The sequence below is a fragment of the Allobosea sp. ASV33 genome (genome assembly GCF_016428755.1).
In the GTDB taxonomy this organism is placed as follows: domain Bacteria; phylum Pseudomonadota; class Alphaproteobacteria; order Rhizobiales; family Beijerinckiaceae; genus Allobosea.
The window spans coordinates 25311-51836 of the sequence record NZ_JAELTI010000030.1; the positions used below are offsets into that span (position 1 = coordinate 25311).

General features: G+C 67.5%; 25 protein-coding genes. 11 read left to right on the forward strand and 14 right to left on the reverse strand.

The features are described from left to right. The first annotated feature begins 8 nt into the window (after window positions 1-8). Both ggt and JHD80_RS11465 read left to right on the forward strand, forming a co-directional pair. Window positions 9-1604 carry a gamma-glutamyltransferase gene (ggt, locus tag JHD80_RS11460; RefSeq protein WP_199087126.1) on the forward strand — a complete coding sequence of 532 codons (1596 nt, stop codon included), beginning with the start codon at window positions 9-11 and terminating at the stop codon, window positions 1602-1604. A 220-nt stretch (window positions 1605-1824) separates the two neighbouring features. After that, entirely contained in the window at window positions 1825-2871 is a 1047-nt protein-coding gene (locus tag JHD80_RS11465) for a Gfo/Idh/MocA family protein (protein ID WP_199087128.1), read from the forward strand. Window positions 2872-2880: 9 nt separating this feature from the next. Here the strand turns inward: JHD80_RS11465 and JHD80_RS11470 are convergent, their stop codons facing one another. From JHD80_RS11470 to pdxH, 5 genes are all read right to left on the reverse strand, one after another. Then, window positions 2881-3153 carry a hypothetical protein gene (locus JHD80_RS11470; RefSeq protein WP_248311504.1) on the reverse strand — a complete coding sequence of 91 codons (273 nt, stop codon included), beginning with the start codon at window positions 3151-3153 and terminating at the stop codon, window positions 2881-2883. Between the two features lie 182 nt (window positions 3154-3335). After that, on the reverse strand, window positions 3336-3779 hold the full coding sequence (locus JHD80_RS11475; RefSeq protein WP_199087130.1) for a TIGR02301 family protein: 444 nt from the start codon (window positions 3777-3779) through the stop codon (window positions 3336-3338). Further along, complete coding sequence (locus JHD80_RS11480; RefSeq protein ID WP_248311505.1) at window positions 3776-4291, reverse strand: NUDIX hydrolase; 516 nt, start codon at window positions 4289-4291, stop codon at window positions 3776-3778. Before JHD80_RS11480 ends, JHD80_RS11475 begins: the two co-directional genes overlap by 4 nt. Continuing rightward, complete coding sequence (locus JHD80_RS11485) at window positions 4272-4994, reverse strand: SDR family NAD(P)-dependent oxidoreductase (RefSeq protein WP_199087197.1); 723 nt, start codon at window positions 4992-4994, stop codon at window positions 4272-4274. The genes JHD80_RS11480 and JHD80_RS11485 overlap by 20 nt, the downstream gene beginning before the upstream one ends. A 67-nt stretch (window positions 4995-5061) precedes the next feature. Then, window positions 5062-5676, reverse strand: a complete 615-nt coding sequence (gene pdxH, locus JHD80_RS11490) for a pyridoxamine 5'-phosphate oxidase (RefSeq protein WP_199087132.1) — start codon at window positions 5674-5676, stop codon at window positions 5062-5064. 125 nt (window positions 5677-5801) lie between these two features. Here pdxH and JHD80_RS11495 point away from each other — a divergent pair, with 125 nt between their 5' ends. The 3 genes from JHD80_RS11495 to fabI all read left to right on the forward strand — a co-directional run bounded on the left by JHD80_RS11495 (window position 5802) and on the right by fabI (window position 8349). After that, window positions 5802-6272, forward strand: coding sequence for an RT0821/Lpp0805 family surface protein (locus JHD80_RS11495; protein WP_199087134.1), 471 nt, complete (start codon window positions 5802-5804; stop codon window positions 6270-6272). A 154-nt stretch (window positions 6273-6426) separates the two neighbouring features. After that, on the forward strand, window positions 6427-7353 hold the full coding sequence (locus JHD80_RS11500) for a DnaJ C-terminal domain-containing protein (RefSeq protein ID WP_199087154.1): 927 nt from the start codon (window positions 6427-6429) through the stop codon (window positions 7351-7353). A 156-nt stretch (window positions 7354-7509) separates the two neighbouring features. Further along, complete coding sequence (gene fabI, locus JHD80_RS11505) at window positions 7510-8349, forward strand: enoyl-ACP reductase FabI (protein ID WP_038359560.1); 840 nt, start codon at window positions 7510-7512, stop codon at window positions 8347-8349. A gap of 61 nt (window positions 8350-8410) precedes the next feature. Here the strand turns inward: fabI and folK are convergent, their stop codons facing one another. Genes folK through folP form a run of 3 tightly spaced genes read right to left on the reverse strand, consistent with a single transcriptional unit; the run spans window position 8411 to window position 10129 of the window. Next, window positions 8411-8926 (reverse strand): 2-amino-4-hydroxy-6-hydroxymethyldihydropteridine diphosphokinase, encoded by a 516-nt coding sequence (gene folK / locus JHD80_RS11510; protein WP_199087157.1) that lies wholly within the window; start codon window positions 8924-8926, stop codon window positions 8411-8413. Next, entirely contained in the window at window positions 8916-9290 is a 375-nt protein-coding gene (gene folB, locus JHD80_RS11515) for a dihydroneopterin aldolase (protein ID WP_199087159.1), read from the reverse strand. Before folB ends, folK begins: the two co-directional genes overlap by 11 nt. Continuing rightward, window positions 9287-10129, reverse strand: coding sequence for a dihydropteroate synthase (folP, locus tag JHD80_RS11520; protein ID WP_199087161.1), 843 nt, complete (start codon window positions 10127-10129; stop codon window positions 9287-9289). Before folP ends, folB begins: the two co-directional genes overlap by 4 nt. 140 nt (window positions 10130-10269) lie before the next feature. Between folP and JHD80_RS11525 the strand changes: the two genes are divergently transcribed. From JHD80_RS11525 to ribB, 4 genes are all read left to right on the forward strand, one after another. Beyond that, window positions 10270-10866, forward strand: coding sequence for a histidine phosphatase family protein (locus tag JHD80_RS11525; protein ID WP_199087163.1), 597 nt, complete (start codon window positions 10270-10272; stop codon window positions 10864-10866). Between the two features lie 244 nt (window positions 10867-11110). Beyond that, window positions 11111-15121, forward strand: a complete 4011-nt coding sequence (locus JHD80_RS11530) for a Pls/PosA family non-ribosomal peptide synthetase (RefSeq protein WP_199087165.1) — start codon at window positions 11111-11113, stop codon at window positions 15119-15121. A gap of 73 nt (window positions 15122-15194) precedes the next feature. Continuing rightward, window positions 15195-16313, forward strand: a complete 1119-nt coding sequence (aroC, locus tag JHD80_RS11535; RefSeq protein ID WP_199087172.1) for a chorismate synthase — start codon at window positions 15195-15197, stop codon at window positions 16311-16313. A gap of 170 nt (window positions 16314-16483) precedes the next feature. Then, window positions 16484-17764 (forward strand): 3,4-dihydroxy-2-butanone-4-phosphate synthase, encoded by a 1281-nt coding sequence (ribB, locus tag JHD80_RS11540; protein WP_199087174.1) that lies wholly within the window; start codon window positions 16484-16486, stop codon window positions 17762-17764. 187 nt (window positions 17765-17951) lie between these two features. Here the strand turns inward: ribB and JHD80_RS11545 are convergent, their stop codons facing one another. Continuing rightward, on the reverse strand, window positions 17952-18881 hold the full coding sequence (locus JHD80_RS11545; RefSeq protein WP_199087176.1) for a histone deacetylase family protein: 930 nt from the start codon (window positions 18879-18881) through the stop codon (window positions 17952-17954). A gap of 201 nt (window positions 18882-19082) precedes the next feature. Here JHD80_RS11545 and JHD80_RS11550 point away from each other — a divergent pair, with 201 nt between their 5' ends. Next, window positions 19083-19679, forward strand: coding sequence for a L,D-transpeptidase (locus tag JHD80_RS11550; RefSeq protein ID WP_199087177.1), 597 nt, complete (start codon window positions 19083-19085; stop codon window positions 19677-19679). A gap of 335 nt (window positions 19680-20014) precedes the next feature. Here the strand turns inward: JHD80_RS11550 and JHD80_RS11555 are convergent, their stop codons facing one another. From JHD80_RS11555 to JHD80_RS11570, 4 genes are all read right to left on the reverse strand, one after another. Beyond that, window positions 20015-20221: a hypothetical protein gene (locus tag JHD80_RS11555; RefSeq protein WP_199087179.1), complete on the reverse strand. Its 207-nt coding sequence runs from the start codon at window positions 20219-20221 to the stop codon at window positions 20015-20017. 208 nt (window positions 20222-20429) lie between these two features. Continuing rightward, window positions 20430-21806 carry an aspartate aminotransferase family protein gene (locus tag JHD80_RS11560; RefSeq protein WP_199087181.1) on the reverse strand — a complete coding sequence of 459 codons (1377 nt, stop codon included), beginning with the start codon at window positions 21804-21806 and terminating at the stop codon, window positions 20430-20432. 286 nt (window positions 21807-22092) lie between these two features. Then, window positions 22093-23559 (reverse strand): amidase, encoded by a 1467-nt coding sequence (locus JHD80_RS11565; protein ID WP_199087183.1) that lies wholly within the window; start codon window positions 23557-23559, stop codon window positions 22093-22095. A 6-nt stretch (window positions 23560-23565) separates the two neighbouring features. Next, window positions 23566-24030 carry a MarR family winged helix-turn-helix transcriptional regulator gene (locus tag JHD80_RS11570; RefSeq protein WP_199087185.1) on the reverse strand — a complete coding sequence of 155 codons (465 nt, stop codon included), beginning with the start codon at window positions 24028-24030 and terminating at the stop codon, window positions 23566-23568. A gap of 135 nt (window positions 24031-24165) precedes the next feature. Between JHD80_RS11570 and JHD80_RS11575 the strand changes: the two genes are divergently transcribed. After that, a complete protein-coding gene (locus tag JHD80_RS11575) occupies window positions 24166-25791 on the forward strand; it encodes a long-chain-fatty-acid--CoA ligase (RefSeq protein ID WP_199087187.1) in 1626 nt (541 codons plus the stop codon). Window positions 25792-26032: 241 nt separating this feature from the next. Here JHD80_RS11575 and JHD80_RS11580 read toward each other — a convergent pair. Continuing rightward, the coding region (locus tag JHD80_RS11580; RefSeq protein WP_248311506.1) for a methyl-accepting chemotaxis protein at window positions 26033-26526 on the reverse strand (494 nt) is incomplete at its 5' end.

The window sequence follows — 26526 nt, forward strand, 5'->3', positions numbered from 1 at the left end:
GACGACGCATGGCCTGGGGTAATCGCGATTTCATGGTGCCGGGCCGTCCGGTTGCGGTCGGCGATCGCGGCATGGCGGCGACCTCGCATCCGGCCTCGACGCTGGCGGCCGTCGAAATCCTGCGCAACGGCGGCAACGCCATCGACGCCGCCATCGCGGCGGTGGCCGTTCAAGCGGTGGTCGATCCGCACATGACCGGTATCGGCGGCGACTGCTTCGCGATCTACGCCCCGGCCAATGGCAAGATGGTCGCCATCAACGGCTCGGGCCGCTCGGCCGCCAAGGCCGAGCTCGGCTGGTTCCTCGGCCAGGGCATGACGTCGATCGCGGCGGATTCGCCCCATGCCGTCACCGTGCCCGGCGCCATCGACACCTGGTGCCGGCTCGTCGCCGACCATGGCAGCAAGAGCCTCGACGAGATCTTCGCAGCCGCGATCCGCGCAGCGGAAGAAGGTTTCGTGGTGACGCCGCGCGTCGCGCTCGACTGGGCCAAGGCCCGCGGCCGCATCGAGAAGCACGGCCTTGGCAATGCCGTGTACCTGCCGGGTGGCAATCCCCCGGCCGTCGGCGACAAGATGGTCCACCCGGCGCTGGGCAATATGCTGCGCCGCGTAGCCCGCGAGGGCCGCTCGGCCTTCTACGAGGGCGAACTCGCCGCCGACATGGTCTCCGTGCTGAACGCGGCCGGCAGCCTGATCAGCCTCGAGGATTTCGCGGCCTCAAAGCCGGATTATGTCGACCCGATCGGCGCCGATTATCGTGGCCACCGCCTCTGGGAATGCCCGCCGAACGGCCAGGGCATCGCGGCGCTCTTGATCGCGCGCATCCTCGAAGGCTTCGACATGAAGGACGGGAAGCTGAGCGAGTCCGACCGCATCCATCTCCTCGCCGAGGCCAGCAAGGCCGCCTATCGCCAGCGCGACGCGCTGGTCGCCGATCCCGCCGTCAGCCCCTTCGACACCGAGGCCTTCCTGTCCGACCAGTTCGTCGGCCGCATCCGCCGGCAGATCAGCCTGGAGAAGGCGGCGGCGCCCGAAGCCTTCGACATGCCCCTGCACAAGGATACGATCTATCTCTGCGTCGTCGACGGCCAGGGCAACATGGTGTCCTTCATCAACTCGCTGTTCTCCGCCTTCGGCAGCGGCATCTATGCGGCCAAGGCCGGCGTCATGCTGCAGAACCGCGGTTCGGGCTTCCGCCTGATCGAGGGCCATCCCAACGCGATTGCGCCGCGCAAGCGCCCCTTCCACACGATCATTCCGGGCATGCTGGCCAAGGACGGCAAGCCGATCATGCCGTTCGGCGTGATGGGCGGCCAGTATCAGTCGACCGGCCATGCCCATTTCCTCTCCGGCATCCTCGACCGCGGCCTCGACCCGCAGCAGGCCTCGGATGCGCCGCGCAGCTTCGCCTATGACGGCAAGCTCTCGCTGGAGACGACGATTCCCGCGACCGTCGCCGCCGACCTGAAGGCGCGGGGCCATGACGTGGTCTGGTCCGAGGAGCCGCTCGGCGGCTGCCAGGCGATCTGGGTCGATCACAAGCGCGGCGTGATGTTCGGCGCCTCCGACCACCGCAAGGACGGTTTCGCGCTCGCGGTGTGAACGCTGCCGGATTCGCTTGGAACCACACCGTCATCCCGGACGGAGCGAAGCGGAGATCCGGGATCCATCGTAGAGCTCCGAAGCCCTTCGATGGATCCCGGGGCAAGCCCGGGATGACGGCGTGGTTCTACGGTCCGCGAGCGGGGCAAATGCTGCGGAGCACACGGCGTCTTAACGCCCATCCGCTATCGCGATCAGGCGATCGGGAGAGCGAAGCAGCATGGCGCAGCAGAATTCATTCGGCTGGGGGATCATGGGCACCGGCGCCATCGCCGGGCTCTTCGCCGCCGATCTCGGCCTGCTGCCGCAGGCGCGCATTGCTGCCGTGCAGTCTCGCTCGCTGGAGAAGGCGCAGGGCTTTGCCGCGCGCTTCGGCGGGGCGACGGCTTATGATGACGAAGCCGCCTTCCTCGCAGACCCGGCCATCGAGGCGGTCTATATCGCGACGCCCAACCATCTCCACGCCGCACAGGCTTTGAAGGCCATCGCGGCCGGCAAGCCGGTCTTGATCGAGAAACCGATAGCGCTGGCCAGCGCCGATGTCGAAAAGATCGCGCAGGCGGCAAGCGAGCGCGGCGTCTTCGCGATGGAAGCCCTGTGGAGCCGCTTCCTGCCGGCGGTACGCCGGGCGCGCGAGCAGATCGCCGCCAGCCGCATCGGCAAGGTCAGGTGCATCCGCGCCGATCTCTCCTATCTCCATCCCGAAGAGCCCGGCAGCCGCTTCTTCGATCCGGCTCTTGGCGGAGGAGCTGCTTTCGACCTTGGCGTCTATCCGCTCTCGCTTGCCCAGCATCTGCTGGGCGAGCCGCTGGCCGTGAGCGGGAGCTGGCTCGCCGCCGGAACCGGGGTCGACCGGCGCAGCTTCTTCCGGCTGGACTATCCGGCGGCCGTCGCGGAACTCTCCTGCGGCTTCGATCGAGACGGGGCGAACCGGCTGCTTGTCGAGGGCGAGCGCGGTGGCCTCATCTTCGAGGCACCGTTCCTGAAGGTGCAGCGATTGAGCTGGTATGCCGATGCCAGTCGCGCGGTCGCAGCTTACGAGCGCGGGATTGGCGGCATGGCGCGCCTGCTCGACCGTCTGCCTCAGTCGGGGCGGGCTAGCGAGAGCTGCGCCTTCCCAGGCAGCGGCCTTCAATTCCAGGCGGAAGCGGCGATGGCGGCGATTCGGGCCGGGAAGAGCGGTTGCCCGGAGATGCCGCTCGGCGAAAGCGCAGCCGTTCTGCGGATCATCGAAGCGATAAGGGCGCAGCCGGGCACGGCGCCCTGACCAACCTGATCAGTGGCGCGTGCCGCAGGTGAAGGCGCCGCAGCGCACCTTGTCGGCCAGCGTGTCGGCGAAGGTCGCGGTCGCGTCCTCGCCATAGGTCTCGACCAGCGTCCGCAGCGCCGCGAACAGGGCGGCATGCGCCATGGCGTCGGGATCGAGCCCGTCTTGCTGCGCCTCGTTGAAGGCGTCCTCGACATAGCCATAGGCCACGCGACGGATGTCGCCGTGGTCGTCCTCGGCGAGATTCGGGTCGAGCATCGTGTCGTCTGGCTGGATCGGCATCGAAACGGGACTCTTGAGCCTTCTGTCTGACGCGAATCGCGGCGCTTCTGCTCCGGATCGCGACGTTTGGGCGATGCTCAAGACATAAGCCGTGCCAGAGCGGCACGCTACCGTGGCCTTTAAGAAAGGTTAACGCGACCGGGAAAATCCGGTGGAAGAAGCCTTACGGCAACAGCTGTTGCCTATCCGCCATAGCGCCCGGCGAGCGCCCGCGAAAGCACCTCACCCTCCGCGGCAAGCCTGGAGGAGGCTTCCTGGCTGGCTTCGGTACAGGAGCGATGCGTCAGGGAATAGGCCTTGAAGCCGCGATTGAAGGCTGCGGTTAACCTGTCGCGCCGCTGCGGCGTCCGGCCCTCGGCATCGATCAGCGCGGCCATCCGCGCGCGCCAGTCCTGCGCTTCCCGGCCGCCGCAGAGCGTTCTGAGATAGGCGAGCGATCCCATGATCTCGGAGAGCTGCAGGAGCTGCGGCTCATAGGGCGGGCCGGCCGGCTCCGTGGCAGGCTGCTCGGCAGGCTTGGCTGCCGGAGGTTTCGCGGCCGGCTGGGGCCTCTGCTGCGCCTCCGCCGCCATCGGCAGCAGCATGAGCGCGATCAGAATCGCCGGGTAGCGAAGCCTCGTCGTCATGCGGGTACACCCGCCGTGACGATCTGATGCGCGCGGCGCAGCACGTCGCCGAGTTCGCGCGTGGTCGCGAGCCCGCCGAGCTTGAGCGGATCGGCCCACATCACAGCCCCGGCTTCCGGCCCCGTCCGGGGCTCCCCGGAGAGCCATTCGCCGACGAAGGAGGCGACGACGAAATGGTGGGTCACGGCGCCCTTGGCGTCGCGCCCGAAGATCTCGACATGCCGGTTGAAGCCGAGGATGCGGGCGGTGACGCCGACCTCTTCCTCCAGCTCGCGCAGGGCCGCTTCCTCAAGCGTCTCGCCGGCCTCGACCTTGCCGCCCGGCAGCGACCAGAGCTGGTCGGCCGGCGGCTTCGTCCGTGTCGCCAGCAGCACCTTGCCCTCGCGGAAGACCGCGACGGAGGCCGCCAGCACCGGCCGCGCGGCCGCCCGGCCGGGCGTGGGGAAGCGGATGACCTGGCCGCCGTCCTCGCTCATCTTGCCGACGCGCGGGTCAAACGTGCTGCCCGCCATTGATGTGCAGTTCCGAGCCGGTGACGTAGCTCGAGGCGTCCGTGCACAGGAAATAGATCGCCTTGGCGACCTCGTCGGTCTTGCCCAGGCGCTTCATCGGCAGGGTCGCGACGATCTTCTCGGTGCCGGGCGAGAGGATGGCGGTATCGATCTCGCCCGGCGAAATCGAGTTCACGCGGATGCCGAACGGCCCGAAATCGGCCGCCATCTCGCGCGTCAGGCTGGCGAGCGCCGCCTTCGAGGTCGCATAGGCTGCCCCGGCGAAGGGGTGCACGCGCGAGCCGGCGATCGAGGTGACGTTGACGATCGCGCCCTTCGCCACGGTGAGCTCGTCGAGCAGGCCGCGCGCCAGCATGATCGGCGCGAAGAAATTGACCTGGAAGACCTTGTGCCAGTCGTTGAACGAGGTGGTGGCGGCGCCGAGCCGCTCGCCATTGCGCCCCTTCGGCGAGATGCCGGCATTGTTGACCAGCGCATTGAGCTTGCCGCCTTCGACGGCGAGCCGCTTCTTGATCTCGGCGATGCCGCGCATCGTGTCCTCGGGGTCGCCGAGATCGATCTGGACATGGTCGTCGGCGCCCGACGGCCAGGGGCACTTGTCGGAAAAGGCCTGGCGCGAGCAGGACAGGATGCGCCAGCCCGCCATGGCGAACTGCATCACCGTGGCGTGGCCGATGCCGCGGCTCGCCCCAGTCAGCAGCATGACCGGGCGCTTGCCGGCTTCAGTCTTCGGGAAATCGAACTTGGGCATCGCCATGGGGCAGGTGTCCTCAGGGGTAAAAGCGCGTCTTCGTCCAGGGCGTCTCGGTCGAGTCCCGGCGGAAGATGATGCGGTCATGCAGGCGGAAGGCGCCGTCGCGCCAGAACTCGATATAAGTCGGCGTGATGCGAAAGCCGCGCCAGTAGGGCGGGCGCGGAATCTCGCCGATGCCGAATTTCAGCGTATAGCTCGCCACCGCCTTTTCCAGCGCGAAGCGGCTTTCCAGCGGGCGCGATTGCTGCGAGGCCCAGGCGCCGATCCGGCTGTCGCGCGGGCGGGAATGAAAATAGGCATCCGATTCGGCGTCGCTGACGAGCGCGACCGTGCCGCGGATGCGGATCTGCCGGCGCAGGCTCTTCCAGTGGAACAGGGCGGCCGCCTTGGGCTGGCCGATCAGCTCCTGGCCCTTCTGGCTCTCGGTATTGGTGTAGAACACGAAGCCGTCGGGCCCATGGCCCTTCAGCAGAACCATCCGGCTGTTCGGCATGCCCTCGGCGTCGACGGTCGACAGCGCCATGCCGGTCGGGTCGTTCGGCTCGGATTTCGTCGCCTCGTCCAACCACTTCTGGAACAACGCGAAAGGCTCGTTTTCCTCGGTGAAGTCACCGCTCGTTAACGGTTGCACGTTCTAATCCTCGGTCAGTGGAAATGGGCGTTGGGCGAGCGCGAAAAGTGATCCGGGTTCAGTCGGTCGGTCTATATAGGGCAGGGGCAGGGGCGTTCCAAAGCCTCAACCGTTGCGCAGCCCCCATGCGCCCGCTGGCTGCCGCCGCGTTGCTGGCCGTGTTCAGCGCCGGCTGCTCGGTTTCCTTCCCGATTCTCGGCCTGTCCAGCAAGAGCGAGGACGAGGTCGCCGCGACCTCGGCGATGACGACCTCCTCGGTCCTGCCGGCACGCGGTGGCGACCGCTCCGGTCCCTTCCAAGGCCTGGCATCCGAGCTCGGGCCGGAAGACATGCGCCGGGCCGACGGCGCGATGGGCGTGGCGCTCGACCCCCAGGGCAATGGCGCCGCCGTCTCCTGGGACAATCCCCAGAGCGGTATCAAGGGCTCCTTCATCCCGGTCGGCGGCCCGTTCCTGCGTTCCGACGAGATCTGCCGGGCCTTCATCGCCAGCGTGCAGACGCAAACCCAGCCGCTTAAGCTGCAGGGCACCGCCTGCCGTCCCTCGGGCGGCGATTGGGTGGTCAAGGATATGGGCCCCTGGAAGGGGCTGGGCTAGGGCCCTTCCACGCCGCTTGCCTTGCCGTGAAGCCGGGTGCAGAACGGCCCCGAAGAGGTGTTGCGCACACGCCACACCGCCCCCACATAGGGTGAGACGGACGGCCGGCGGCTTCGGCGCTGGCCGTTTGGTTTTGCGTGGAAACGAGGTTTTGATGCGCGATCCCTATCAGGTTCTGGGCGTCGCCCGCGGCGCGAGCGATGCGGAAATCAAGAAGGCTTTCCGCAAGCGTGCCAAGGAGCTGCACCCGGACCGCAACCGCGACGATCCCAAGGCCCAGGACAGGTTCTCCGAGCTCAACGCCGCCTATGAGATCGTCGGCGACGAGACCAAGCGCAAGCAGTTCGACCGCGGCGAGATCGATGCCGAGGGCAAGCCGCGCTTCCAGGGCTTCGAGGGCATGGGTGCCGGCCGCGGCGGGCGCAGCGGCGGCTTCGAGTTCAATTTCGGCCAGGGCGGCGGCCATCCCTTCGGCGGCCGGGCCGGCTCGGGCGGCGATGCCGGCTTCGACGCCTCCGACATCTTCTCCTCGCTCTTCGGCGAGGCCGGCCGGCGCGCCCGCGGCAAGCCCGAGCCGCAGAAGCCGCCGGAGCAGAGTTTCACGCTCGAGGTCTCGCTGGCGCAGGCCGCGACCGGCGGCACGCGCCGGGTCAAGCTGCCGGGCGGTCGCGAGGTCGAGATCACCATCCCCGAGGGGGTGAGCGACGGCAAGGTCATGCGCCTGCGCGGGCTCGGCCAGACCGATCCGTTCTCCGGCGAGGCCGGCGACGTGATGATGACCATCAAGGTCAAACCGGATTCCCGCTTCACGGTCGACGGCAACGACCTGCGCACCCGCGTCGCGGTGCCGCTCGCCAAGGCGGTGCTCGGCGGCCCGCTGCATGTGCCGACGCTGACCGGCGCGGTCGAGATGAACATCCCGCCGCTGACCGGCACGGCCCGGCAGTTCCGCCTGCGTGGCAAGGGCCTCAAGGGCGAGAAGGGCGTGCTCGGCGATCTCTTCGTCGCCATCGATATCGAGATGCCGGCGAGCGATGCCGAGCTGACGGCGCTGATGAAGGCGCGGGACGAAGCGAAGTAAGCCGGCTCAGGCGCCCGCACGGCCGAAAATCGGGTCGTGCAGGCTGCCGATGGCGCTTCCATGCGTGATTCTGCCGTGGAGGCGGGCATCAAAGCGGTTCCCGTTTCCCTGCGACTGTTCTAAGAGACCTGCTCGTCATTCATCTGCGGGTCTCCCATGCCTGATTCCAACGCCGTTTCGCCGACCGCCAATCTCCTCAAGGGCAAGCGCGGCCTCGTGATGGGCGTCGCGAACAACCGGTCCATCGCCTGGGGCATCGCGAAGGCGGCGGCGGACGCGGGCGCGGAACTCGCCTTCACTTATCAGGGCGACGCGCTGAAGAAGCGCGTCGAGCCGCTCGCCAAGGAGCTCGGCGGCCATGTCGTCGGCCATTGCGACGTCACCGACGGCGCCACGATCGACGCGGTCTTTGCCGAGGTCGAGAAGCTCTGGGGCAAGCTGGATTTCGTCGTCCACTGCATCGCCTTCTCGGACAAGGACGAACTGACCGGCCGCTATGTCGAGACCACCGAGGCGAACTTCTCCAAGTCGCTGCTGATCTCCTGCTATTCCTTCACGGCGATCACCCAGCGCGCCGAGAAGCTGATGCCGGATGGCGGCTCGCTTTTGACGCTGACCTATTACGGCGCCGAGAAGTGGATGCCGCATTACAACGTCATGGGTATCGCCAAGGCCGCGCTGGAATCGAGCGTGCAGTATCTCGCCGCCGATCTCGGACCCTCGAAGATCCGCGTCAACGCGATCTCGGCCGGCCCGATCAAGACGTTGGCTGCGTCGGGCATCGGCGATTTCCGCTACATCCTGCGCTGGAACGAGTACAATTCCCCGCTGCGCCGCACGGTCACCATCGAGGAGGTCGGCGAGACCGCGGTCTTCCTCGTCTCCGACATGTCGCGCGGCATCACCGGCGAGATCATGCATGTCGACGCCGGCTACCACGTCGTCGGCATGAAGGTGCCGACCGCGCCGGACATCTCCCTAGACAAGGGCGAGTAATCTCGCTCATCGGATCGATCGGCCAGTCAGCCTGACCGATCTGACGATCTGACACAGTGAGCTAGCTGGCCAGCAAGTCCGTCAACCGATCCGTCGCGGCCTCGTCGCGGCGGATCGTTTCGTCTGTGGCTGCCGCCAGCAGCTCTGTAACGCTGCGGCCGCCGATCCGGCGCTGAGGCATGATCTCGGCCAGCGGCGTCAATACGAAGGCGCGTTCGGGAATGCGCGGATGCGGGATCTGCAACCGGGCCTGGTCGATGATCGCGTCGCCATAGGTCAGGATGTCGATATCGAGCGTGCGCGGCCCCCAGCGTTCGCGGCGCTCGCGGCCGCCGGCGCGCTCCAGCTCGAGACAGAAGGCGAGCAGGTCCGCCGGTTGCAGCGAGGTCTCGATCAGCGCGGCCATGTTGAGGAATTCCGGCTGGTCGGTCTTGCCCCAGGGCGGCGTCCGATAGATCGAGGACAGACGGCTGAGCGCCACCTTGGAATGCCCGCGCAGGCCCTTCAGCGCCGCGGCGAAGGCCGCGACGGGGTCGCCGATGTTGCCGCCGAAGGCGAGTGCGGCCTCAACCTTCACGCTGGAACCTCAATTGGATGCCGACCGAGCCGAGCGTCGCCGGGATCGGCGGCGCGGGCTTGCGCAGCGTGACCTCGACGCTCGTGATCGGCGGGAAGGCGTCGAACAGCGCGAGCGCGACGGCCCGCGCCGCGCCTTCCAGCAGATGATACCGGCTGGCCGTGAAGACCTCCGCGACGATCGCGACGGCGCGGCCGTAATCGACCGTGTCGGCCAGGCGGTCGCTGGCGGCGGCGGCGCGCAGGTCGGCGTCGAGCACCAAGTCGAGCACGAAGCGCTGGCCGAGCCGTTCCTCTTCCGAGAAGAAGCCGTGATAGGCGTAGATATCGAGTTTCTCGATCAGGATGCGGCCGGTTTCGCTCACGGGTCTGCTTTCATGCTGTCTTCGATGGCCGCCCAGGTCTTCAGCGCGTCGATATGCGGGGCGACGTCATGGGCGCGGATGATGGCGGCGCCGCGGCTCGCGCCATAGAGATGCGCGGCGATGCTGGCGGCGAGCCGTTCGGCCGGAACCTCCCGGCCGGTGATGCGCCCGAGCGTCGATTTTCGGGAGGCGCCGAGCAGGACCGGGCAGCCGAGCACGGCGAGCCGGTCGAGATGGCGGATCAGGTCGAGATTCTGCCTGATCGTCTTGCCGAAGCCGATGCCGGGGTCGACGACGATCTGGCTTCGCGCCACGCCGGCTTGCGTCGCGATCGTGATCGAGCGTTCGAGGAAGCGCAGCACGTCGTCGAAGATGTCGAGCGCGGGGTCGATGCTCTCGCGGTTATGCATCAGGATGATCGGCGCGCCGGCCCGCGCCGCGACTGCGGCGATGCGCGGATCGCGCTGGGCACCCCAGACGTCGTTGACGATCGAGGCGCCGACCGCGAGCGCCGCTTCCGCGACCTCCGCCTTGTAGCTGTCGATCGAGATCGGCGTATCGACCCTGGCCTTCAGCCCGGTGATGACCGGCAGCACGCGCCCCATCTCGGTCGCGGCATCGACGGCGGCATGGCCGGGCCGGGTCGATTCGCCACCGATATCGACGATGGCCGCGCCCTCGGCCGCAAGGCGTGCGCCATGCCCGACGGCAGCCTCGGCGTTCTTTAGCAGCCCCCCATCCGAGAACGAATCGGGCGTGATGTTGACGATGCCCATGACGAGCGGCGTCGCGGAAAGCGCGAGGCTGCGGCCGTCTGGCAAGGTGAGGGCAGGGGGCATGGGGTTCCGCCGGTGATCGAGCAAGGGCGCTATACACAGCCCGTGTGGAATCGGCCACAGAAAGCGGCTGATTGTCGCCATCGCCGGAAAGCGCCCGGAAGGGCTTTGACCCTGCCGGTGCCGGCGTGCAGAAGCGGGCCATGGTCCCGCTCTCGCTGCCTCACCGTCTGATCCTCGTCCGCCATGGCGAAACCGACTGGAATCGGGAGGGCCGTCTGCAGGGCGGGCAGGATATCCCGCTTAACGATCTCGGCCGCCGTCAGGCCGCCGAAGCCGCCGGCCGGCTGAAGATGCTCGAGCCGGCCTATGCCGATCTCGCCTATATCTGCTCGCCGATGCAGCGGGCGCGCGAGACCATGGACATCCTCCGGCGCGAGCTCGCCTTGCCTGAGGGCGCCTACACGGTCGACGATCGGTTGCGCGAACTCACCTTCGGCGAGTGGGAAGGTTTCACCTGGCGCGACATCCGCAAGGCCGAGCGCGAGCAGGCGCATCTGCGCGAACGCGACAAATGGGGTTTCGTGCCGCCGGGTGGAGAGAGCTACCGCATGCTGGCGGAGCGCGTCCGGCCGGTGCTCGAAGCGCTCACGCGCGAGACGGTCATCGTCAGCCATGGCGGCGTGGCGCGCGCAGTGCTGGCGCTGATCGGCGCGGTGGCGCCGCGCGAGGCCTCGATGGTCGAGATCTGGCAGGGCAAGCTGCTCGTCGTCACCGGGAACAAGGCGGACTGGCTCTGAGTTGGCCTGGGTGCCGGCGGCATTCATCGCCGGTTCACGGGTGATCTTGCAGGGAGAATATGCTAGCGAGATTGCGTGATGCGGCGGCCTGCCCGGCCGGGGGGCTCACGCGGATGTCGCGACGCTGGAGCGGCTATTCCGGTTTTATTCACGAGGTGCGTGATAAGGCGCCATATGGCCGGAGGCAGGCTCTGCCGCGGCATCGGCGGCGGGCCTTTCAACGCAGCGGGGCGCGATGAACGATATGACGAAGCTGCCGGCGGCGTCTGATGCGGCCGGCGCCAACCCTCTCGCCATGCTGGCCGGCGAGAAGCGTCCAGATTTGATTCGCGACGAGGTCCTGGCCGAGATTTTCGCGGCGACCGTCGCTGCTCGCCCCGATCATCCGGCGCTGATCGATACAGAACATCGCCTGAGCTATGCCGATGTCTGGGCCAGGGCCGGGCGCCAGGCGCGCGGTCTCCAGCTGGCGGGCGTTGGCCCCGGCGACATGGTCGGCCTGTGGATGCCGCGCGGCATCGACCTGCTGGTCGCGCAGATCGCGATCACCCGTGCGGGCGCCGCCTGGGTGCCCTTCGACGCCGAGGCGCCGGTCGAGCGTATCGCAACCTGCCTGAACGACGCGGATGCCAAGGGCATCGTCACCTGCGCCGGTTGGACCGTGCGTGCCGAGGATACCGGCCGCAAGGTCTGGACGCCGGACACGCTTGCCGCCGGTGCGGACGAAACCGAGCCGCCGGTGCGTCCCGCCGGCCTGACCAAGGATCACCCGGCCTATCTGATCTACACCTCCGGCTCGACGGGCACGCCCAAGGCGATCGTCATCAGCCATCGCAACATCTGCCATTTCCTGCGCTCCGGGAACGCGGTCTACGGCTTCGGGCCGGACGATGTCGCGTTCCAGGGCGCTTCCGTCGCCTTTGACCTGTCGATGGAGGAAATCTGGACGCCCTATCTCGTCGGCGCGACGCTGTTCGTCGCCTCGCCCGAGATGATGGGCGATGCCGAGAAGCTGCCGGCCATCCTCAACGACGCCGGCGTCACCATCATCGACACCGTGCCGACGCTGCTCGGAATCCTGCCGGCCGACGTGCCTTCGCTGAAGCTGATCCTCCTCGGCGGCGAGGCGCTGCCGCCTGCGATCGTGCAGAAATGGTCGAAGCCGGGCCGGCGCATCCTCAATACCTATGGGCCCACCGAGGCGACCGTGGTTGCGACTGCGGCCGAGGTCGTTCCAGGCGAGATCGTGACCATCGGCAAGCCGATCCCGAATTACACGGCCTATGTCGTCGGCGAGGACATGCGCCTCGTTCATCCCGGCGAGCAGGGCGAATTGCTGATCGGCGGGCCCGGCGTCGCCAAGGGCTATCACGGCCGGCCGGAGCTGACGGCCGAGAAGTTCATCGCCAATCCCTTCGCCGGCGTCGCCGGCGGGGACGATCCGATCCTCTACCGCTCGGGCGACGCGGTCAGCCTCGATGCGAACGGCAATATCGTCTTTCACGGCCGCATCGACGACCAGATCAAGATCCGCGGCTTCCGCGTCGAGCTTGGCGAGATCGAATCCAAGCTCGCCGACGAGCCGGGCGTGGCCCAGGCGGCGGTCGTGCTGCGCAGCGATGACGGCATCGAGCGGCTCGTCGCCTTCGTCGTGCCCGAGCCCGGCGTCGCCGTCGACGGCCCGGTGCTGAGGGCGGCTTTGCGCGAGAAGTTGCCGCCCTACATGGTCCCGGCGCATTTCGAGGCGGTGGGCTCGCTGCCGCGCATGGTCTCCGGCAAGGTCGACCGCAAGATGCTCAAGGCGGCGCCATTGACGGCGCCGAGCGCCGAGGGCGAGCAGGAGCCGCCGCGCAACGCGACGGAAGCCGCGCTGCTGGAAGCGGCCAAGCGCGTGCTCGGCACGGCAAGCCTGCCGCTGGAGGCGGATTTCTTCGTCGATCTCGGCGGCCATTCCCTGCTGGCGGCCCGCTTCATCTCGATCGTGCGCGAGACCCCGGCCTATGCCGGCATCACGCTGCAGGACGTCTATGCCGCGCGCACGCTGCGGGCGATGGCGGCACTCCTCGACGAGCGCGGCGTCGCCGTTGCCGAGGACCTGTCCTTCACGCCGCCGCCCCTGCTGCGCCGCTTCCTCTGCGGTCTCGCCCAGGCGATCGCGCTGCCGGTCATCATCGGCCTGGCGACGGCGCAATGGCTCGGCGTCTTCGTCACTTACATGATCCTCTCGGGCGAGGACCTCTCGCTGCCGGGCCAGATCGCCGCGCTGCTCGGCGTCTATGTCGCGATCATCGTCGTCACCGGCCTGATCGGCATCGCGCTGAAATGGCTGGTGCTGGGCCGGACCAAGCCCGGCGTCTATCCGCTCTGGGGCGTCTATTACTTCCGCTGGTGGTTTGCCGCCCGCGTCGCCGGCCTCGTCCATATCAAGTGGCTGCAGGGCACGCCGGTGATGCGCTTCTACTGGCGCCTGCTCGGCGCCAAGGTCGGTCGTGACGTCATCATCTCCGATTACGAGGCCGGCGCGATCGACCTGATCGAGATCGGCGACTTCACGACCTTCGGCTCCAAGACCACCTTCGCCAATGGCGAGGCGATCGGCAACAAGCTGGTGATCGGCCGCATCACCATCGGCAAGGACGTCTCTGCCGGCGCCTCCGTCGTGCTCGGTCATGGCGCGGTGATCGGCGACCACGCCGAAATCGGCGACCTCACCGCGATTCCTCCCGGCGTCCATGTCGGCGATGCCGAGATCTGGGACGGCACGCCCGGCCGCAAGATCGGCACGGTCGATCTCGCGGCCCTGCCGCCGCAGGCCGAGGCTTCGCCGGGCCGGCGCGCGCTGATGACCTGCTTCTACATCCTGATGCTGGTGGTGCTGCCGCCGGTCAGCCTGCTGCCGATCTTCCCGGCCTTCTGGCTGTTCGACAAGATCGACTACTTCATCGCCGGCTGGACCGACATCAGCTATCTCTGGTTCCTGCCGCTCCTGACCTGGCCGACCTCGATCGGCCTGATCGCCTTCACCGTGCTGCTGATGGCCGCCTTGCGCTGGGCGATCCTGCCGCGCGTGACCTCCGGCTCCTGGTCGATCCATTCCGGCTTCTACGCGCGCAAATGGACGGTGGCGCTGGCGACCGAAGTCACGCTGGAAACGCTCTCATCGCTCTTCGCGACCATCTACATGCGCGCCTGGTACAGGCTGATGGGCGCCAGCATCGGCAAGGGCGCAGAGATCTCCACCAACCTCTCCGGCCGCTACGACCTCACCGGCATCGGCGCCGGCAACTTCATCGCCGACGAGGTCGTCTTCGGCGACGAGGACATGCGGCGCGGCTATATGCGCCTCGATGCGACGCGCACCGGCGATCAGGTCTTCGTCGGCAACGATGCCGTCGTGCCGCCCGGCGCCGTCATTCCCGACCGCGTGCTGATCGGCATCAAGTCGAAGCCGCCTGCCAACGACCGCATGCAGCCGGGCGACACCTGGTTCGGCTCGCCGCCGATCCGCCTGCCGACGCGGCAGAAGGTCGATCTCGGCGCCGACTGGACCTACAAGCCCTCCTTCGCCAAGCAGTTCGGGCGCGGTGTCTTCGAGGCGCTGCACACCTCCTTCCCGGCGATGCTGTTCATCACCTTCGGCACTGTCGCGGTCGACATGGTGCTGCAGCAGAAGATCAACGACGGCGACTGGACCGGGCTCGTCCTCTCCTTCATGGCTGTCGCCATGGCGATCGCCATCGTGCAGGCGCTGATCTGCGCCGCCGTGAAATGGCTGATGATGGGCGTCTACAAGCCCGTGATGAAGCCGATGTGGTCGTGGTGGGCGATGCGCACCGAGGCGGTGGCGGTGATGTACTGGGGCCTCGGCGGCAAGGTGCTGTTCGACTATCTGCGCGGCACGCCGTTCCTGCCCTGGTTCCTGATGCTGTTCGGCGCGAAATACGGCAAGGGCGTCTGGCTCGACTCGACGGATATCACCGAGTTCGACTGCATCCGCGTCGGCGATTTCTGCACGGTCAACGCCCATTCGGCGCTGCAGACCCATCTCTACGAGGATCGGGTGATGAAGGTCGGCCGCGTGCGCCTGGGCAAGGGCGTCTGCGTCGGCGCGGGCGCGACCGTGCTCTACGACACGCATGTCGGCGACTACGCCCAGATCGGCCAGCTCACCGTGATCATGAAGGGCGAGAACCTGCCGGCGCATACGCGCTGGGAAGGCGCTCCCGCGGCGCCCGCGAAGGGGCCGGCGCACTGACGAAACCGGCCGGTCGTTTGACCGGCGGTCCCGGCCCGGACTAAGACCCTGCACGTATCTCGCGCAGGCTCCCATGTCGCATAACAGTTTCGGCCATCTCTTCCGCGTCACCACCTTCGGCGAGAGCCATGGCCCGGCCATCGGCTGCGTCGTCGACGGCTGCCCGCCGCTGCTTCCGTTGACCGAGGCCGACATCCAGGGCGATCTCGACCGCCGTCGTCCCGGCCAGTCGCGTTTCACCACGCAGCGCCAGGAGCCGGACCAGGTCCGCATCGTCTCCGGCGTCTTCGCACGCGAGAGCGACGGCGTGCAGGTCACCACCGGCACATCGATCGGGCTCATGATCGACAATGTCGACCAGCGCTCGAAGGATTATTCCGACATCAAGGACAAGTACCGGCCGGGCCATGCCGACTACACCTATGACGTCAAATACGGCATCCGCGACTATCGCGGCGGCGGCCGCTCCTCCGCGCGCGAGACGGCGATGCGCGTCGCCGCAGGCGCCATCGCCCGCAAGGTCGTGCCCGGTATGATCGTGCGCGGCGCCCTCGTCCAGATGGGGCCGCACAAGATCGACCGCGCCAATTGGGACTGGGACGAGGTCGGCCGCAACCCGTTCTTCTGCCCCGATGCCAAGGCCGCCGCCTTCTTCGAGGGTTATCTCGACGGCATCAGGAAGTCCGGTTCCTCGATCGGCGCCGTGCTGGAGATCGTCGCCGAGGGCGTGCCGGCGGGTCTGGGCGCGCCGATCTACGCCAAGCTCGATTCCGAGATCGCGGCGGCGCTGATGAGCATCAACGCGGTCAAGGGCGTCGAGATCGGCGAAGGATTCGGCGCGGCCGAGCTTTCGGGCGAGGAGAATGCCGACGAGATGCGCGCCGGCAATGACGGGCGCCCGCTCTTCCTCTCCAACCATGCCGGCGGCATTCTGGGGGGTATCTCGACCGGCCAGCCGATCGTCGCGCGGTTCGCGGTGAAGCCGACTTCTTCGATCCTGGCGACGCGCGCGACCGTGACACGCACCGGCGGCGAGGCCGAGATGTTCACCAAGGGCCGACACGACCCTTGCGTCGGCATCCGCGCCGTGCCGGTCGGCGAGGCTATGGTCGCCTGCGTGCTGGCCGACCAGTATCTGCGCCATCGCGCGCAGGTCGGCGTCGTCGAGCCGCGCTGGCCGTTTCAGGAGTGACATCGCCGTCATTCTCGGGCGGAAATGGGCTCTGGTACGAGAGCCTTCCTCGTCATGAGATGCTCGGGGCAAGCCCGAGCATGACGCGCCAAAGAGCTTGCATTTCAGCAATACTGAAAATGCATTGATCATTCATTGCGGATGAAGTGGCGACGTACTAGCTTGCCGGCATGAAGCTCGATATCTGGCTCCGGCAGAACAAGATCGCACGCAGCGCCTTCGCGAAACAGGTTGGCCTCTCGCCGGCCAGTGTGACCGCCTTGTGCAACGATCCCGCCGCCTGGATTTCCCGCGAAAGCGCCGAGCGCATCACCGCCGCCACCGGCGGCGCCGTCACCCCCAATGATTTCCTCGGCCTGTCCGGGCCACGCGAGGCTGCCATGTCCAACAATGTCGCAGAGACCATCGAAGCCTTCGCCCGCGGCGAGATCGTCATCGTCACCGATGACGACGATCGCGAGAACGAGGGCGATCTCATCGTTGCAGCCTCCCTCTGCACGCCGGAGAAGATGGCCTTCATCATCCGCAACACCTGCGGCATCGTCTGCGCGCCTTTGACGGCGAGCGAGGCCCGGCGCCTGCGTCTCGATCCGATGGTCTCGTCGAACGACGCCCCGCTCGGCACCGCCTTCACCATCACGGTCGACGTCAAGCACGGGCTGACCACGGGCATCTCGGCCGAGCAGCGCACCAACACGGTCCGCGCGCTCGCCAACGGCAATATGGGCGCCGCCGATTTCGTCCGCCCCGGCCATGTCTTCCCGCTCATCGCCAAAGATGGCGGCGTGCTGATGCGCTCCGGCCATACCGAAGCGGCCGTCGATCTCTGCAAGCTCGCCGAATTGCCGCCGGTCGGCGTCATCTGCGAGCTCGCCAATGACGACGGCACGGTGATGAAGGGCGCGCAGATCGCCGCTTTCGCCGAGAAGCATGGCCTCAAGCAGATCACGGTCGCGGACCTGATCGCCTATCGCCAGTCGCGCGAGAAGCTGGTCGAGCGGGTGCATTCCTTCCCGGTCAAGACCGCGTTCGGCGACGTCACCGGCCATGTCTATGTCACGCCCTTCGACAGCACCCAGCACTTCGCCTTCGTGATGGGCAAGCTCGGCGACGGCGACAAGGTGCCGGCCCGCCTGCACCGCGCCGACGTGGTCGCCGACGTGCTCGGCGGCGCCAGCTCGATCCAGTGCGCGCTCCGCCGCTTCCAGCAGGAAGGCAAGGGCGTGCTGATCTATCTGCGCGACGGCAGCGCCGGCGTGCCGATCAAGCCCGTCGACGACGAGAACTCCGACGCTCTGCGCAGCCAGCAATGGCGCGAGGTCGGCCTGGGCGCACAGATCCTGCGCGATCTCGGCGTCCGCTCGATCATCAATCTCGCCTCCTCGCCCCGCTCCTTCGTCGGGCTCAGCGGCTTCGGCATCGAGATCGCCGAGACGGCGCCGCTGGAATAGGCGAGCGTCCGCAACTCAGCGGGGAGCTTCCCGAACAAAAACGCGGGTCATCCCGGGCGACCGAAGGGAGACCCGGGATCCATGCCGGAACCTTCCTCGGAAACGCTCAGGCATGGATCCCGGATCTTCGCTTCGCTCCGTCCGGGATGACGGTGGGGTTGTTGTCGGGGCCGCGGGTTGGCCTTCCTCACCCCTCCATCAGCGCCGCGACATGGGCGGCTGTCGATTTCGCGAGAGCGTCGAGGTCGTAGCCCCCCTCCAGCACCGAGACGATGCGGCCGCTGGCATGGCGGTCGGCCACCTCCATCAGCTTTTGCGTTGCCCAGGCGAAATCGGCCTCGCGCAGGTTGAGGCTGGCGAGCGGGTCGCGCCAATGCGCGTCGAACCCCGCCGAGATCACCACGAGATCGGGGCGGAAGGCATCGAGCCGCGGCAGGATGGTGGTCTCGAAAGCGTCACGAAACGCGTCCGATCCCGCTCCGGACTGCAAGGGCACATTGACGATCGTGCCTTGCGTGCCGCGCTCCGAGGCCGCACCGGTGCCAGGATAGAGCGGCATCTCGTGGGTCGAGGCGTAGAGCACGCTCGCATCGTCCCAGAAGATGTCCTGCGTGCCGTTGCCGTGATGCACGTCCCAGTCGACGATGGCGACGCGCGCGGCCCCATGCGCCTTCTGCGCGTGGCGTGCGGCGATCGCGGCATGATTGAAGAAGCAGAAGCCCATGGCGCGCTCGCGTTCGGCATGGTGGCCGGGCGGGCGCATCGCGACGAAGGCGTTGCGCGCCTTGCCGGCCATGACCTCGTCCACGGCGGCGACGGCTCCGCCGACGCCCCTGAGCGCCGCTTCGATCGTGCCGGGCGAGATCAGCGTGTCGGCATCGACCTGGACGAAGCCGGTCGCGGGCGCGGAAGCGATCAGCGCCCGCGCATAGGATTCGGGATGGCAGAGCGCCACCTGCTGGAGCGTGCCGAGCGGCGCCTCCAGCCGAATCAGTGCCACGAAACGCTCGGCTTCCAGCGCCTGATCGACCGCCTTGATCCTGTCCGCGCATTCGGGATGGCCCGGCGGCATCGCATGTGCGAGGCTGGCCGGGTGGGTGAAGAGCAAGGTCGTCAAGGCCGGTTATCCCCGTATCCGTGGCCGGTTTGCCACGCCAGACGGCCTTCTGGCGCTCATTTTGGGAACCGGATTGCACCATGGCCGTTTGAGGCCTAGTGCTTCGCCGGACCGCCGCTTTTGGGGAAGCGCGCGGGCGATACGAAGCCTTAACGTTCGATTCATCATAAAGGCTGCCTTCGGGTCGGCTGGGGTGGGGCTATGAAGAAGACCGTTTTCGTTGCGCTGGCGCTGTCCGCCCTCCTGGGCGCCTGCCAGTATAAGAGCGTGGCCGCTCCGGAGCTGTCAGCCCGTGACGCGGAATATATCGCGCTCGTCCCCAAGTTCGACACCTACCTGCCTTACCTGCCCTACGAGATAGCCGATCCGACCGGGCAGCCGCCGGGCACGATCTATATCGATACCAAGGCGAAGTTCCTCTACCTCGTCCTGCCGAACAAGAAGGCGATCCGCTACGGCGTCGCCACCGGCGAGGAAGCCTATGGCTGGACCGGCGAGGCCGTGATCCAGCGCAAGGCGGAATGGCCGCGCTGGACGCCGCCGGCCGAGATGATCAAGCGCTGGCCGCATCTGAAGCCGGTCGCCGGCGGCCTCGCCGGCGGCCCGGACAACCCGCTCGGGGCGCGCGCGCTCTATCTCTACCAGAACGGCCAGGACACGCTCTATCGCATCCACGGCACCAACGAGCCGGAGACGATCGGCCGTTCGGCCTCATCGGGCTGCATCCGCATGCGCAATATCGACGTGATCGACCTGTTCAACCGCGTTCCCGCGGGCGCGAAGGTCATCGTTGTCTGATCGGACGGACGATCCGGAGAATTTAGCGGGCGGCCTTCGGGCCGCCCGTTTTCGTTTCGGCGGCTTCGATGGAAGCACGCCGTCATTCCGGGGCTTCGCGTTAGCGAAGAGCCCGGAACCCAGAACCGATGCCGTTTCAGAAAAGAGCCCTCGGGTCGGCGCCCAGTTCATGGCGGCAGCGGTTCTGGGTTCCGGGCTCAGGCCTTTGGCCTGCCCCGGAATGACGGCGAGCCTCATGGAAATTGTGCGCCGGCATGCGCTCTGAGCCGCCCAAGAAAAAGGCCGGTGGGAGCAAGCTCCGCACCGGCCAAGTGATGGGTCTCGAAGGGGAGGTTTCAGTCGTAGAAACCGTGGCGGAGAACACCGGGCAACTCGGCCTTGCGCTCTTCGTGCTGTTTCAACGCGGGTGGTGCCTGTCGGGTTCCTGCGGCGACCGCGCGAATTGCGATCGGGCGGAAGCGGGAGGCATAGGTCGCCCGCGCCGTGGCGTCGTGGAAACCCTTGCGGGCCGGTGCCGGGGAATGGGCGTCGCGTTGAAGCATGGTTCCTGACTCGTCTGAAGCGACCTCGTGCCGGCGGCTCGCGCCTGCCGACCTGATCTGTCTGGCGGCGGATCGGGACCGCGCCGGGGCGCCTCTGTGATCTGTTCGTGGCGTTTTCGGGCGTTCCCCGAGCTTTTGCCATATTGCTGAACAGGAAAAGGCCGGGCGTCGCCGCCCGGCCTTTCATGGTTCCGCCGTGCCGGCGATGTCAGGCCAGCAGGCCTTCGGCCTTGGCCCAGTTCAGGGTCTTGTCGAGGGCGCGTTCGCAGCGGTTGAACATTTCCTCGATCTCGGCCTCGTTGATCACGAGCGGCGGGCAGAAGGCGAGGCGGTCGCCCATGGCGCGGGTGATGAAGCCCTCTTCCAGCGCATAGGCCACGGCCTTGGCGCCGACGCCCTTCTTGGTCTCGAAGGAGGCCTTGGTCTGCTTGTCCTTGACCAGCTCGGCGCCGCCGATCAGGCCGACACCCTTGGCCTCGCCGACCAGCGGGTGCTCGTTCAGCTTGGTCAGGCGGCGCAGGAAGGTCGGCGAGACCTTCTGGACGTGCTCGACGATCTTGTCGCGCTGGTAGATCTCCAGCGTCTTCACCGCGACGGCGCAGCCGACCGGATGGCCGGCATAGGTGTTGCCGTGGCCGAAGGTACCGATCTTGCGGCTCTGGTCGACCAGAACGTCATAGATCTTGTCGTTCATCATCACGGCGCTAAGCGGGAAATAGGCCGAGGTGATCTGCTTGGCGAGCGAGATCGAATCGGCGGCGAGCCCGTAGGTCTCGGTGCCGAACATCTTGCCGGTGCGGCCGAAGCCGGTGATGACCTCGTCCGAGATGAACAGCACGTCGTACTTGGCGAGCACGGCGTTGATCTTCTCGAAATAGCCCTCCGGCGGGATGATCGCGCCGCCGGCGCCCATCACCGGCTCGGCGATGAAGGCGGCGACCGTGTCCGGCCCCTCGCGCAGGATCATCTCTTCCAGTTCGGCGGCGAGGCGCGACGAGAAGTCCTGCTCGCTCTCGCCCGGCTCCGCGAAGCGGTAATGATGCGGGCAGGAGGTGTGCAGGATGCCCGGCAGCGGCAGGTCGAAATCGATATGGTTGTTCGGCAGGCCGGTCAGCGAGGCCGAGGCGACAGTGACGCCGTGATAGCCCTTCAGCCGCGAGATGATCTTCTTCTTCTGCGGGCGGCCAAGCGCGTTGTTGAGATACCAGACGATCTTGACCTGGGTGTCGTTCGCGTCGGAGCCGGAGGCGCCGTAGAACACCTTGGAGATCGGAACCGGGGCGATCTCCTTCAGCTTCTCCGCGAGCTCGATCGCCGGGTCATGGCTGCGCCCGCCGAAGATATGGGTGAAGGGCAGCTTCTTCATCTGCTCATAGGCGGTCTCGACCAGTTCCTGGTTCGAGTAGCCGAGCGAGGTGCACCAGAGCCCGGCCATGCCCTCGATATATTCCTTGCCGGCGGCATCGTAGACATAGATGCCCTTGCCGCTTTCCAGCACGAGCGGGCCCGTCTGCCGATGCGTGGCGAGGTTGGTATAGGGATGGACGAGGGTCTCGATATCCCTGACGGCGACATTCGACAGCATGATGGGCTCCCGGTTCTGTTTAATATTCTTGCCAGTGTAAGCTGAAATGGTCGCAAATGTTGAGCGATTTTGGCGCAGGGGACGGTAGACTCTGCCGCAGGGCGAGCGAAACGCAAAGGGTTCGCGCGGAGCGGGCGTAGCGGTCCTTCCGGGCTGTCGGATTTTCGTGAGAACGGGCGTCATCCCGGACGCAGCGAAGCGGAGATCCGGGATCCATCGTAGAATTCGACACCCTGCGATGGATCCCGGGGCAAGCCCGGGATGACGGCGGTGTTTCCGCGCGAAGTCACGATCGCGGAAGTGGCGGCGGCGTGAAACGCCCGCCCAGCTCTTCCAGCATCGCGCCGACGGCGATGGCGGTCCTGTCCTCGCCGAAGGGCGCGATGATCTGGACGCCGAGCGGCAGGCCCTCGCGCGACCGCATGACTGGCGCCGACAGCGCAGGCAGGTCGGCGCCCGTCGCGAGCGAAGCCCAGAGCAGGAAATCGAGATAGGGCCGCGGCTCGCCGTTCACGATCAGGCGTCGCGCATGGATATCCGGGCCATGGTCATGCGGGATCGCGGCGACGGGCGCAGGCGGGCAGAGCACCACGTCGTATCGCGCAAAGAAGCTGGCCCATTGCCGCTTCTGGGTGCGGCGGCGCTGGTCGATCTGCTGGTAGAGGCCGGGCGTCATCCGGGCGCCGCGCGCCTGCAAGGCCTGGTGCGAAAGGTCGTTCGGACTGAAGCGCGAGGCCTGCGCCTGGATGCGGGCGCGCACCTTGGGCGGCAGGCCGTAGGCGACGACGGCATGGTTCAGGAGTGCGTAGACCTCGAAGGCATCGGCGAAGCGGAGAGAGGGCCTAGCGGTCTCGTCGACGATCGCGCCGGCCTCGGCCAATCGGCGCGCCGCCTCGCGCACGGCATCGGATACCTCCCGATCGACCGGGGCGAAGGGATCGTCGGCCCAGAGCGCGACGCGCAAGCCCTTGGCATCGATCCGGCGCGGTTCCGCCAACGGCGAGGCGGGCAGGGCGGTATCGCGCGGCCCGGCAATGACCGGCAGGATCAGGTCGAGGTCTTCGGCCGCGCGGGTGATGGGACCGGCAACCATCAGGTCGACATTGCGCAGCGTGCGTCGCTCGGGCGGCGGTGGGATCGCGCCCCAGGTCGAGACCAGCCCCCAGCTCGTCTTGAGCCCGAAGACGCCGCAGGCATGGGCCGGCCAGCGGATCGAACTGCCGAGATCGGAGCCGAGCTCGAAGGTGCTCATGCCCGTTGCGACCGCGACCGCGGCGCCGCCCGAGGAGCCGCCGGGCGAGCGCGTCTCGTCCCAGGGATTGTTGGTCACGCCATGGGCGGGGTTGTAGCTCTGGAAATCGCCGGAGAAGACCGGGACATTGGTCTTCCCGACGATCACCGCGCCGGCGGCGCGCAATCTGGCAACGGCAGCGGCGTCCTCGGTCGGCACGCGCTCGCGATAGGCCGGGAGGCCGCCGGAGGAGGGCAGGCCGGCAACGTCGAAGGCGTCCTTGATCGTGATCGGCAGCCCTTCGAGCGGGCGGGCGGTGCCATTGGCGATGCGCGCGTCCGAAGCCTTCGCCATCGCGCGGGCGGCCTCGCGGTCCTGCGCCACGATGGCGTTGAGGCGCGGGTTCAGCGCATCGATGCGGGCGAAGGTCGCTTCGAGCAGGTCGGTGGCGCTGAAGCGGCGGGCCAATAACCCCGCGCGCAAGGCCGTGGCGGAGGCGGTCAGGTCGATGCCGTCAGCCATGCCCGCTCACTCGGCATCGGCGGCGCGGGCGAGATCGCGCCAGGCCAGCACGAGCCGGTCGAGTTCGGCGAGGTCGTCCGGCCCGAGCTTGCCGAGCGTGCTGGCGACGAACTCGCGCTGGGCGGCGATGCCGGCTTCGGCGAGACGGCGGCCTTCCGGCGTCAGATGCATCGCATAGGAGCGCCGGTCGCCGGCGATGGCGCGGCGCTCGACCAGCCCGGCCTGCACCAGCCGGTCGACCAGCCCGGAGACATTGCCCTTGGTGACATAGAGCCGCTCGGCCAGCTCGCTCTGGCTGATGCCTTCCTGCTCGGTCAGCGTCGAGAGCAGGTCGAATTGCGGGATCGAGAGGCCAAGCGTCCGGATGCGTCCCGTCATCTGCATCAGCATGCGCTGGTGCAATCGCATGAAGCGGAACCAGACCCGGTCCGGCTCGGTTGCGGCGTGCGGCACGATCTTCGGTGCGGACATGGCGTTTCCCCCGCTCTTGAATGATCAGACCTAAACCATCTCGCGCGCGCAGGCGAGCCTTCGATGGGATGACTTCCCTTTCGCGGAAACCCGTCGCTATCCTCCGTGATAAAACGATCTCGGGAGGATAAGCGCATGCTCGGCCTGATGCAGGACTGGCCCCTTCTGCTCCACCGCATCATCGACCACGCCGCCGTCCAGCACGGCACCCGCGAGGTGGTGAGTCGCGCCGTCGAGGATGGCGCGCTCAGACGACGCAGCTATGTCGAGATCCGCAGCCGCGCGCTGAAGGTGGCGAAGCGCCTGCAGCGTGAGGGCGTCGCGCTGGGCGACCGGATCGCGACGCTCGCCTGGAACACCGACCGCCATCTCGAGCTCTGGTACGGCATCAGCGGCATCGGCGCGATCACGCATACGGTCAATCCGCGGCTGTTCCCGGAGCAGATCGCCTGGATCGTCAATCACGCCGAAGACCGTCTGCTCTTCCTCGACCTGACGTTCGTGCCGATGATTCAGGCAATCCAGGACAAGCTGCCGACGGTCGAGCGCTACGTCATCCTGACCGATGCCGCGCATCTCCAGCCATGCGGCCTGAAGAACGCCGTCGCCTATGAGGATTGGCTCGCGGAGGTGGACGACGATTTCACCTGGGGCCGCTTCGACGAGAACACCGCGGCGGGGCTCTGCTACACCTCGGGCACGACGGGCGGGCCGAAGGGCGTGCTCTACTCGCATCGCTCGAACGTTCTGCACGCGCTCGCCTGCGCCGCGCCGGATTTCATGGGCCTGTCGTCCCGCGACACGGTGCTACCGGTGGTCCCTCTCTTCCATGCCAATAGCTGGTCGCTGGCCTATTCCGCCCCGATGACCGGCGCCAAGCTGGTCATGCCCGGCGCCAAGCTCGACGGCCCCTCGCTGCACCAGTTGCTGGAGGAGGAGGGCGTGACCATGACGGCCGCGGTGCCGACCGTCTGGCTCGGCCTCCTCCAGCATCTGGAGGCGACGGATGGCAAGCTCTCGACGCTGAAGCGCGTCGTCATCGGCGGCTCGGCCTGCCCGCGTGCGATGACCGAGGTCTTCGAGCGCAAATACGGCGTCGATGTCGCCCATGCCTGGGGCATGACCGAGATGAGCCCGCTCGGCTCCTTCTGCTCGATGAAGCCGGTCTATCACGGGTTGGAAGGCGATGCGCTCTACGATCTCAAGGTGAAGCAGGGCCATCCGCCCTTCACGGTCGAGTTCCGCCTCACCGACGATGCCGGCGCGGACCTGCCCTGGGACGGCAAGACTTTCGGCCGGCTCAAGGTGCGCGGCCCGGCTGTCGCGGGCGCCTATTACCGCAGCGAGGACGACATTCTCGACGATCACGGCTTCTTCGACACCGGCGACGTCGCGACCATCGATCCCGCCGGCTACATGCAGATCACCGACCGCTCGAAGGACGTGATCAAGTCCGGCGGCGAATGGATCTCCTCGATCGACCTCGAAAATCTCGCCGTCGGCCACCCCGATGTCGCGGAAGCCGCGGTGATCGGTGTCGCACATCCGAAATGGGACGAGCGGCCGCTGCTGGTAATCGTGCCGAAGCCCGGCCGTACGCCGGGCAAGGACGAGATGCTCGCCTTCATGACCGGCAAGATCGCGAAATGGTGGCTGCCGGACGATGTCGTTCTGGTCGAAGCCATTCCCCACACAGCGACCGGCAAGATCCAGAAGACCAAGCTGCGCGAGATGTTCAGGGATTACCGGCTGCCGGTGTGAGGCAGGGATAGAGGCTCTCCCAAGGATTCAGAAAGACCCACGTCCTCCCGGACGGAGCGCAGCGGAGATCCGGGATCCATCGGAGAGCGCGCCGTCTTACGATGGATCCCGGGTCAAGCCCGGGATGACGGTGCTGTTTCGCGGTGAAATCAGCGAGCCCTGGCCGACGCCTGAAACGCCAGCGGCGCCCTTTCGGGCGCCGCGCGTGTCTTGATCGAGGACGGTTCGGAGGCTGTTTGCCTCAGAACTCCTCCCATCCGGAATCGCTGGCCCGGCCGCCGCCGCCATTGGCGACCTTGCGCGGGGCGGGCATGGCCTTGGACTGGACGAAGGCGGCCTCCGCGAGCTGGCGCAGGCGCGCCGGTTCGCCGGCGGGAGCTGCCCGCATCGGCGCCTTGACCGCGCGCGGGGCCGTCGCGGCCGGCTGGGCATAAGCCGCCTGGCCTGCAGGCTCGCGCCGGGTCTTGAACGCCGCGACCAGCGCGTTGAGCTGCTCGATCCGGCCCGACAGCGAGTTGGCCGAGGCCGCACTCTGCTCGGAGAGGGCCGCATTCTGCTGGGTCATCTCGTCGAGATGGGCGACGGCCTGGCTCATCTCGTCGATGCCATTGGCCTGCTCGCCCGACGCCGCCGAGATGTCGGCGATGGTCGCCGCGACCTTCTGCGAGGCCGCGAGGATGCGGGCGAGCTGGTCGCCGGCCTGCCGCACCAGCTTCACGCCGTCGCCGACCTCGA

Bases quoted from the DNA above. Each gene is read 5' to 3' on its own strand.
- JHD80_RS11565 (WP_199087183.1), bottom strand. From the start codon at position 23,559: ATGGCTGACGGCATCGACCTGACCGCCTCCGCCACGGCCTTGCGCGCG.
- JHD80_RS11575 (WP_199087187.1), top strand. From the start codon at position 24,166: ATGCTCGGCCTGATGCAGGACTGGCCCCTTCTGCTCCACCGCATCATC.
- JHD80_RS11525 (WP_199087163.1), top strand. From the start codon at position 10,270: ATGGTCCCGCTCTCGCTGCCTCACCGTCTGATCCTCGTCCGCCATGGC.
- JHD80_RS11465 (WP_199087128.1), top strand. From the start codon at position 1,825: ATGGCGCAGCAGAATTCATTCGGCTGGGGGATCATGGGCACCGGCGCC.
- JHD80_RS11470 (WP_248311504.1), bottom strand. From the start codon at position 3,153: ATGCCGATCCAGCCAGACGACACGATGCTCGACCCGAATCTCGCCGAG.
- ribB (WP_199087174.1), top strand. From the start codon at position 16,484: ATGAAGCTCGATATCTGGCTCCGGCAGAACAAGATCGCACGCAGCGCC.
- fabI (WP_038359560.1), top strand. From the start codon at position 7,510: ATGCCTGATTCCAACGCCGTTTCGCCGACCGCCAATCTCCTCAAGGGC.
- aroC (WP_199087172.1), top strand. From the start codon at position 15,195: ATGTCGCATAACAGTTTCGGCCATCTCTTCCGCGTCACCACCTTCGGC.
- JHD80_RS11480 (WP_248311505.1), bottom strand. From the start codon at position 4,291: ATGGCGGGCAGCACGTTTGACCCGCGCGTCGGCAAGATGAGCGAGGAC.
- JHD80_RS11530 (WP_199087165.1), top strand. From the start codon at position 11,111: ATGACGAAGCTGCCGGCGGCGTCTGATGCGGCCGGCGCCAACCCTCTC.
- JHD80_RS11500 (WP_199087154.1), top strand. From the start codon at position 6,427: ATGCGCGATCCCTATCAGGTTCTGGGCGTCGCCCGCGGCGCGAGCGAT.
- JHD80_RS11560 (WP_199087181.1), bottom strand. From the start codon at position 21,806: ATGCTGTCGAATGTCGCCGTCAGGGATATCGAGACCCTCGTCCATCCC.
- JHD80_RS11550 (WP_199087177.1), top strand. From the start codon at position 19,083: ATGAAGAAGACCGTTTTCGTTGCGCTGGCGCTGTCCGCCCTCCTGGGC.
- JHD80_RS11555 (WP_199087179.1), bottom strand. From the start codon at position 20,221: ATGCTTCAACGCGACGCCCATTCCCCGGCACCGGCCCGCAAGGGTTTC.
- JHD80_RS11570 (WP_199087185.1), bottom strand. From the start codon at position 24,030: ATGTCCGCACCGAAGATCGTGCCGCACGCCGCAACCGAGCCGGACCGG.
- ggt (WP_199087126.1), top strand. From the start codon at position 9: ATGGCCTGGGGTAATCGCGATTTCATGGTGCCGGGCCGTCCGGTTGCG.
- JHD80_RS11485 (WP_199087197.1), bottom strand. From the start codon at position 4,994: ATGCTGCTGACTGGGGCGAGCCGCGGCATCGGCCACGCCACGGTGATG.
- JHD80_RS11495 (WP_199087134.1), top strand. From the start codon at position 5,802: ATGCGCCCGCTGGCTGCCGCCGCGTTGCTGGCCGTGTTCAGCGCCGGC.
- folP (WP_199087161.1), bottom strand. From the start codon at position 10,129: ATGCCCCCTGCCCTCACCTTGCCAGACGGCCGCAGCCTCGCGCTTTCC.
- JHD80_RS11475 (WP_199087130.1), bottom strand. From the start codon at position 3,779: ATGACGACGAGGCTTCGCTACCCGGCGATTCTGATCGCGCTCATGCTG.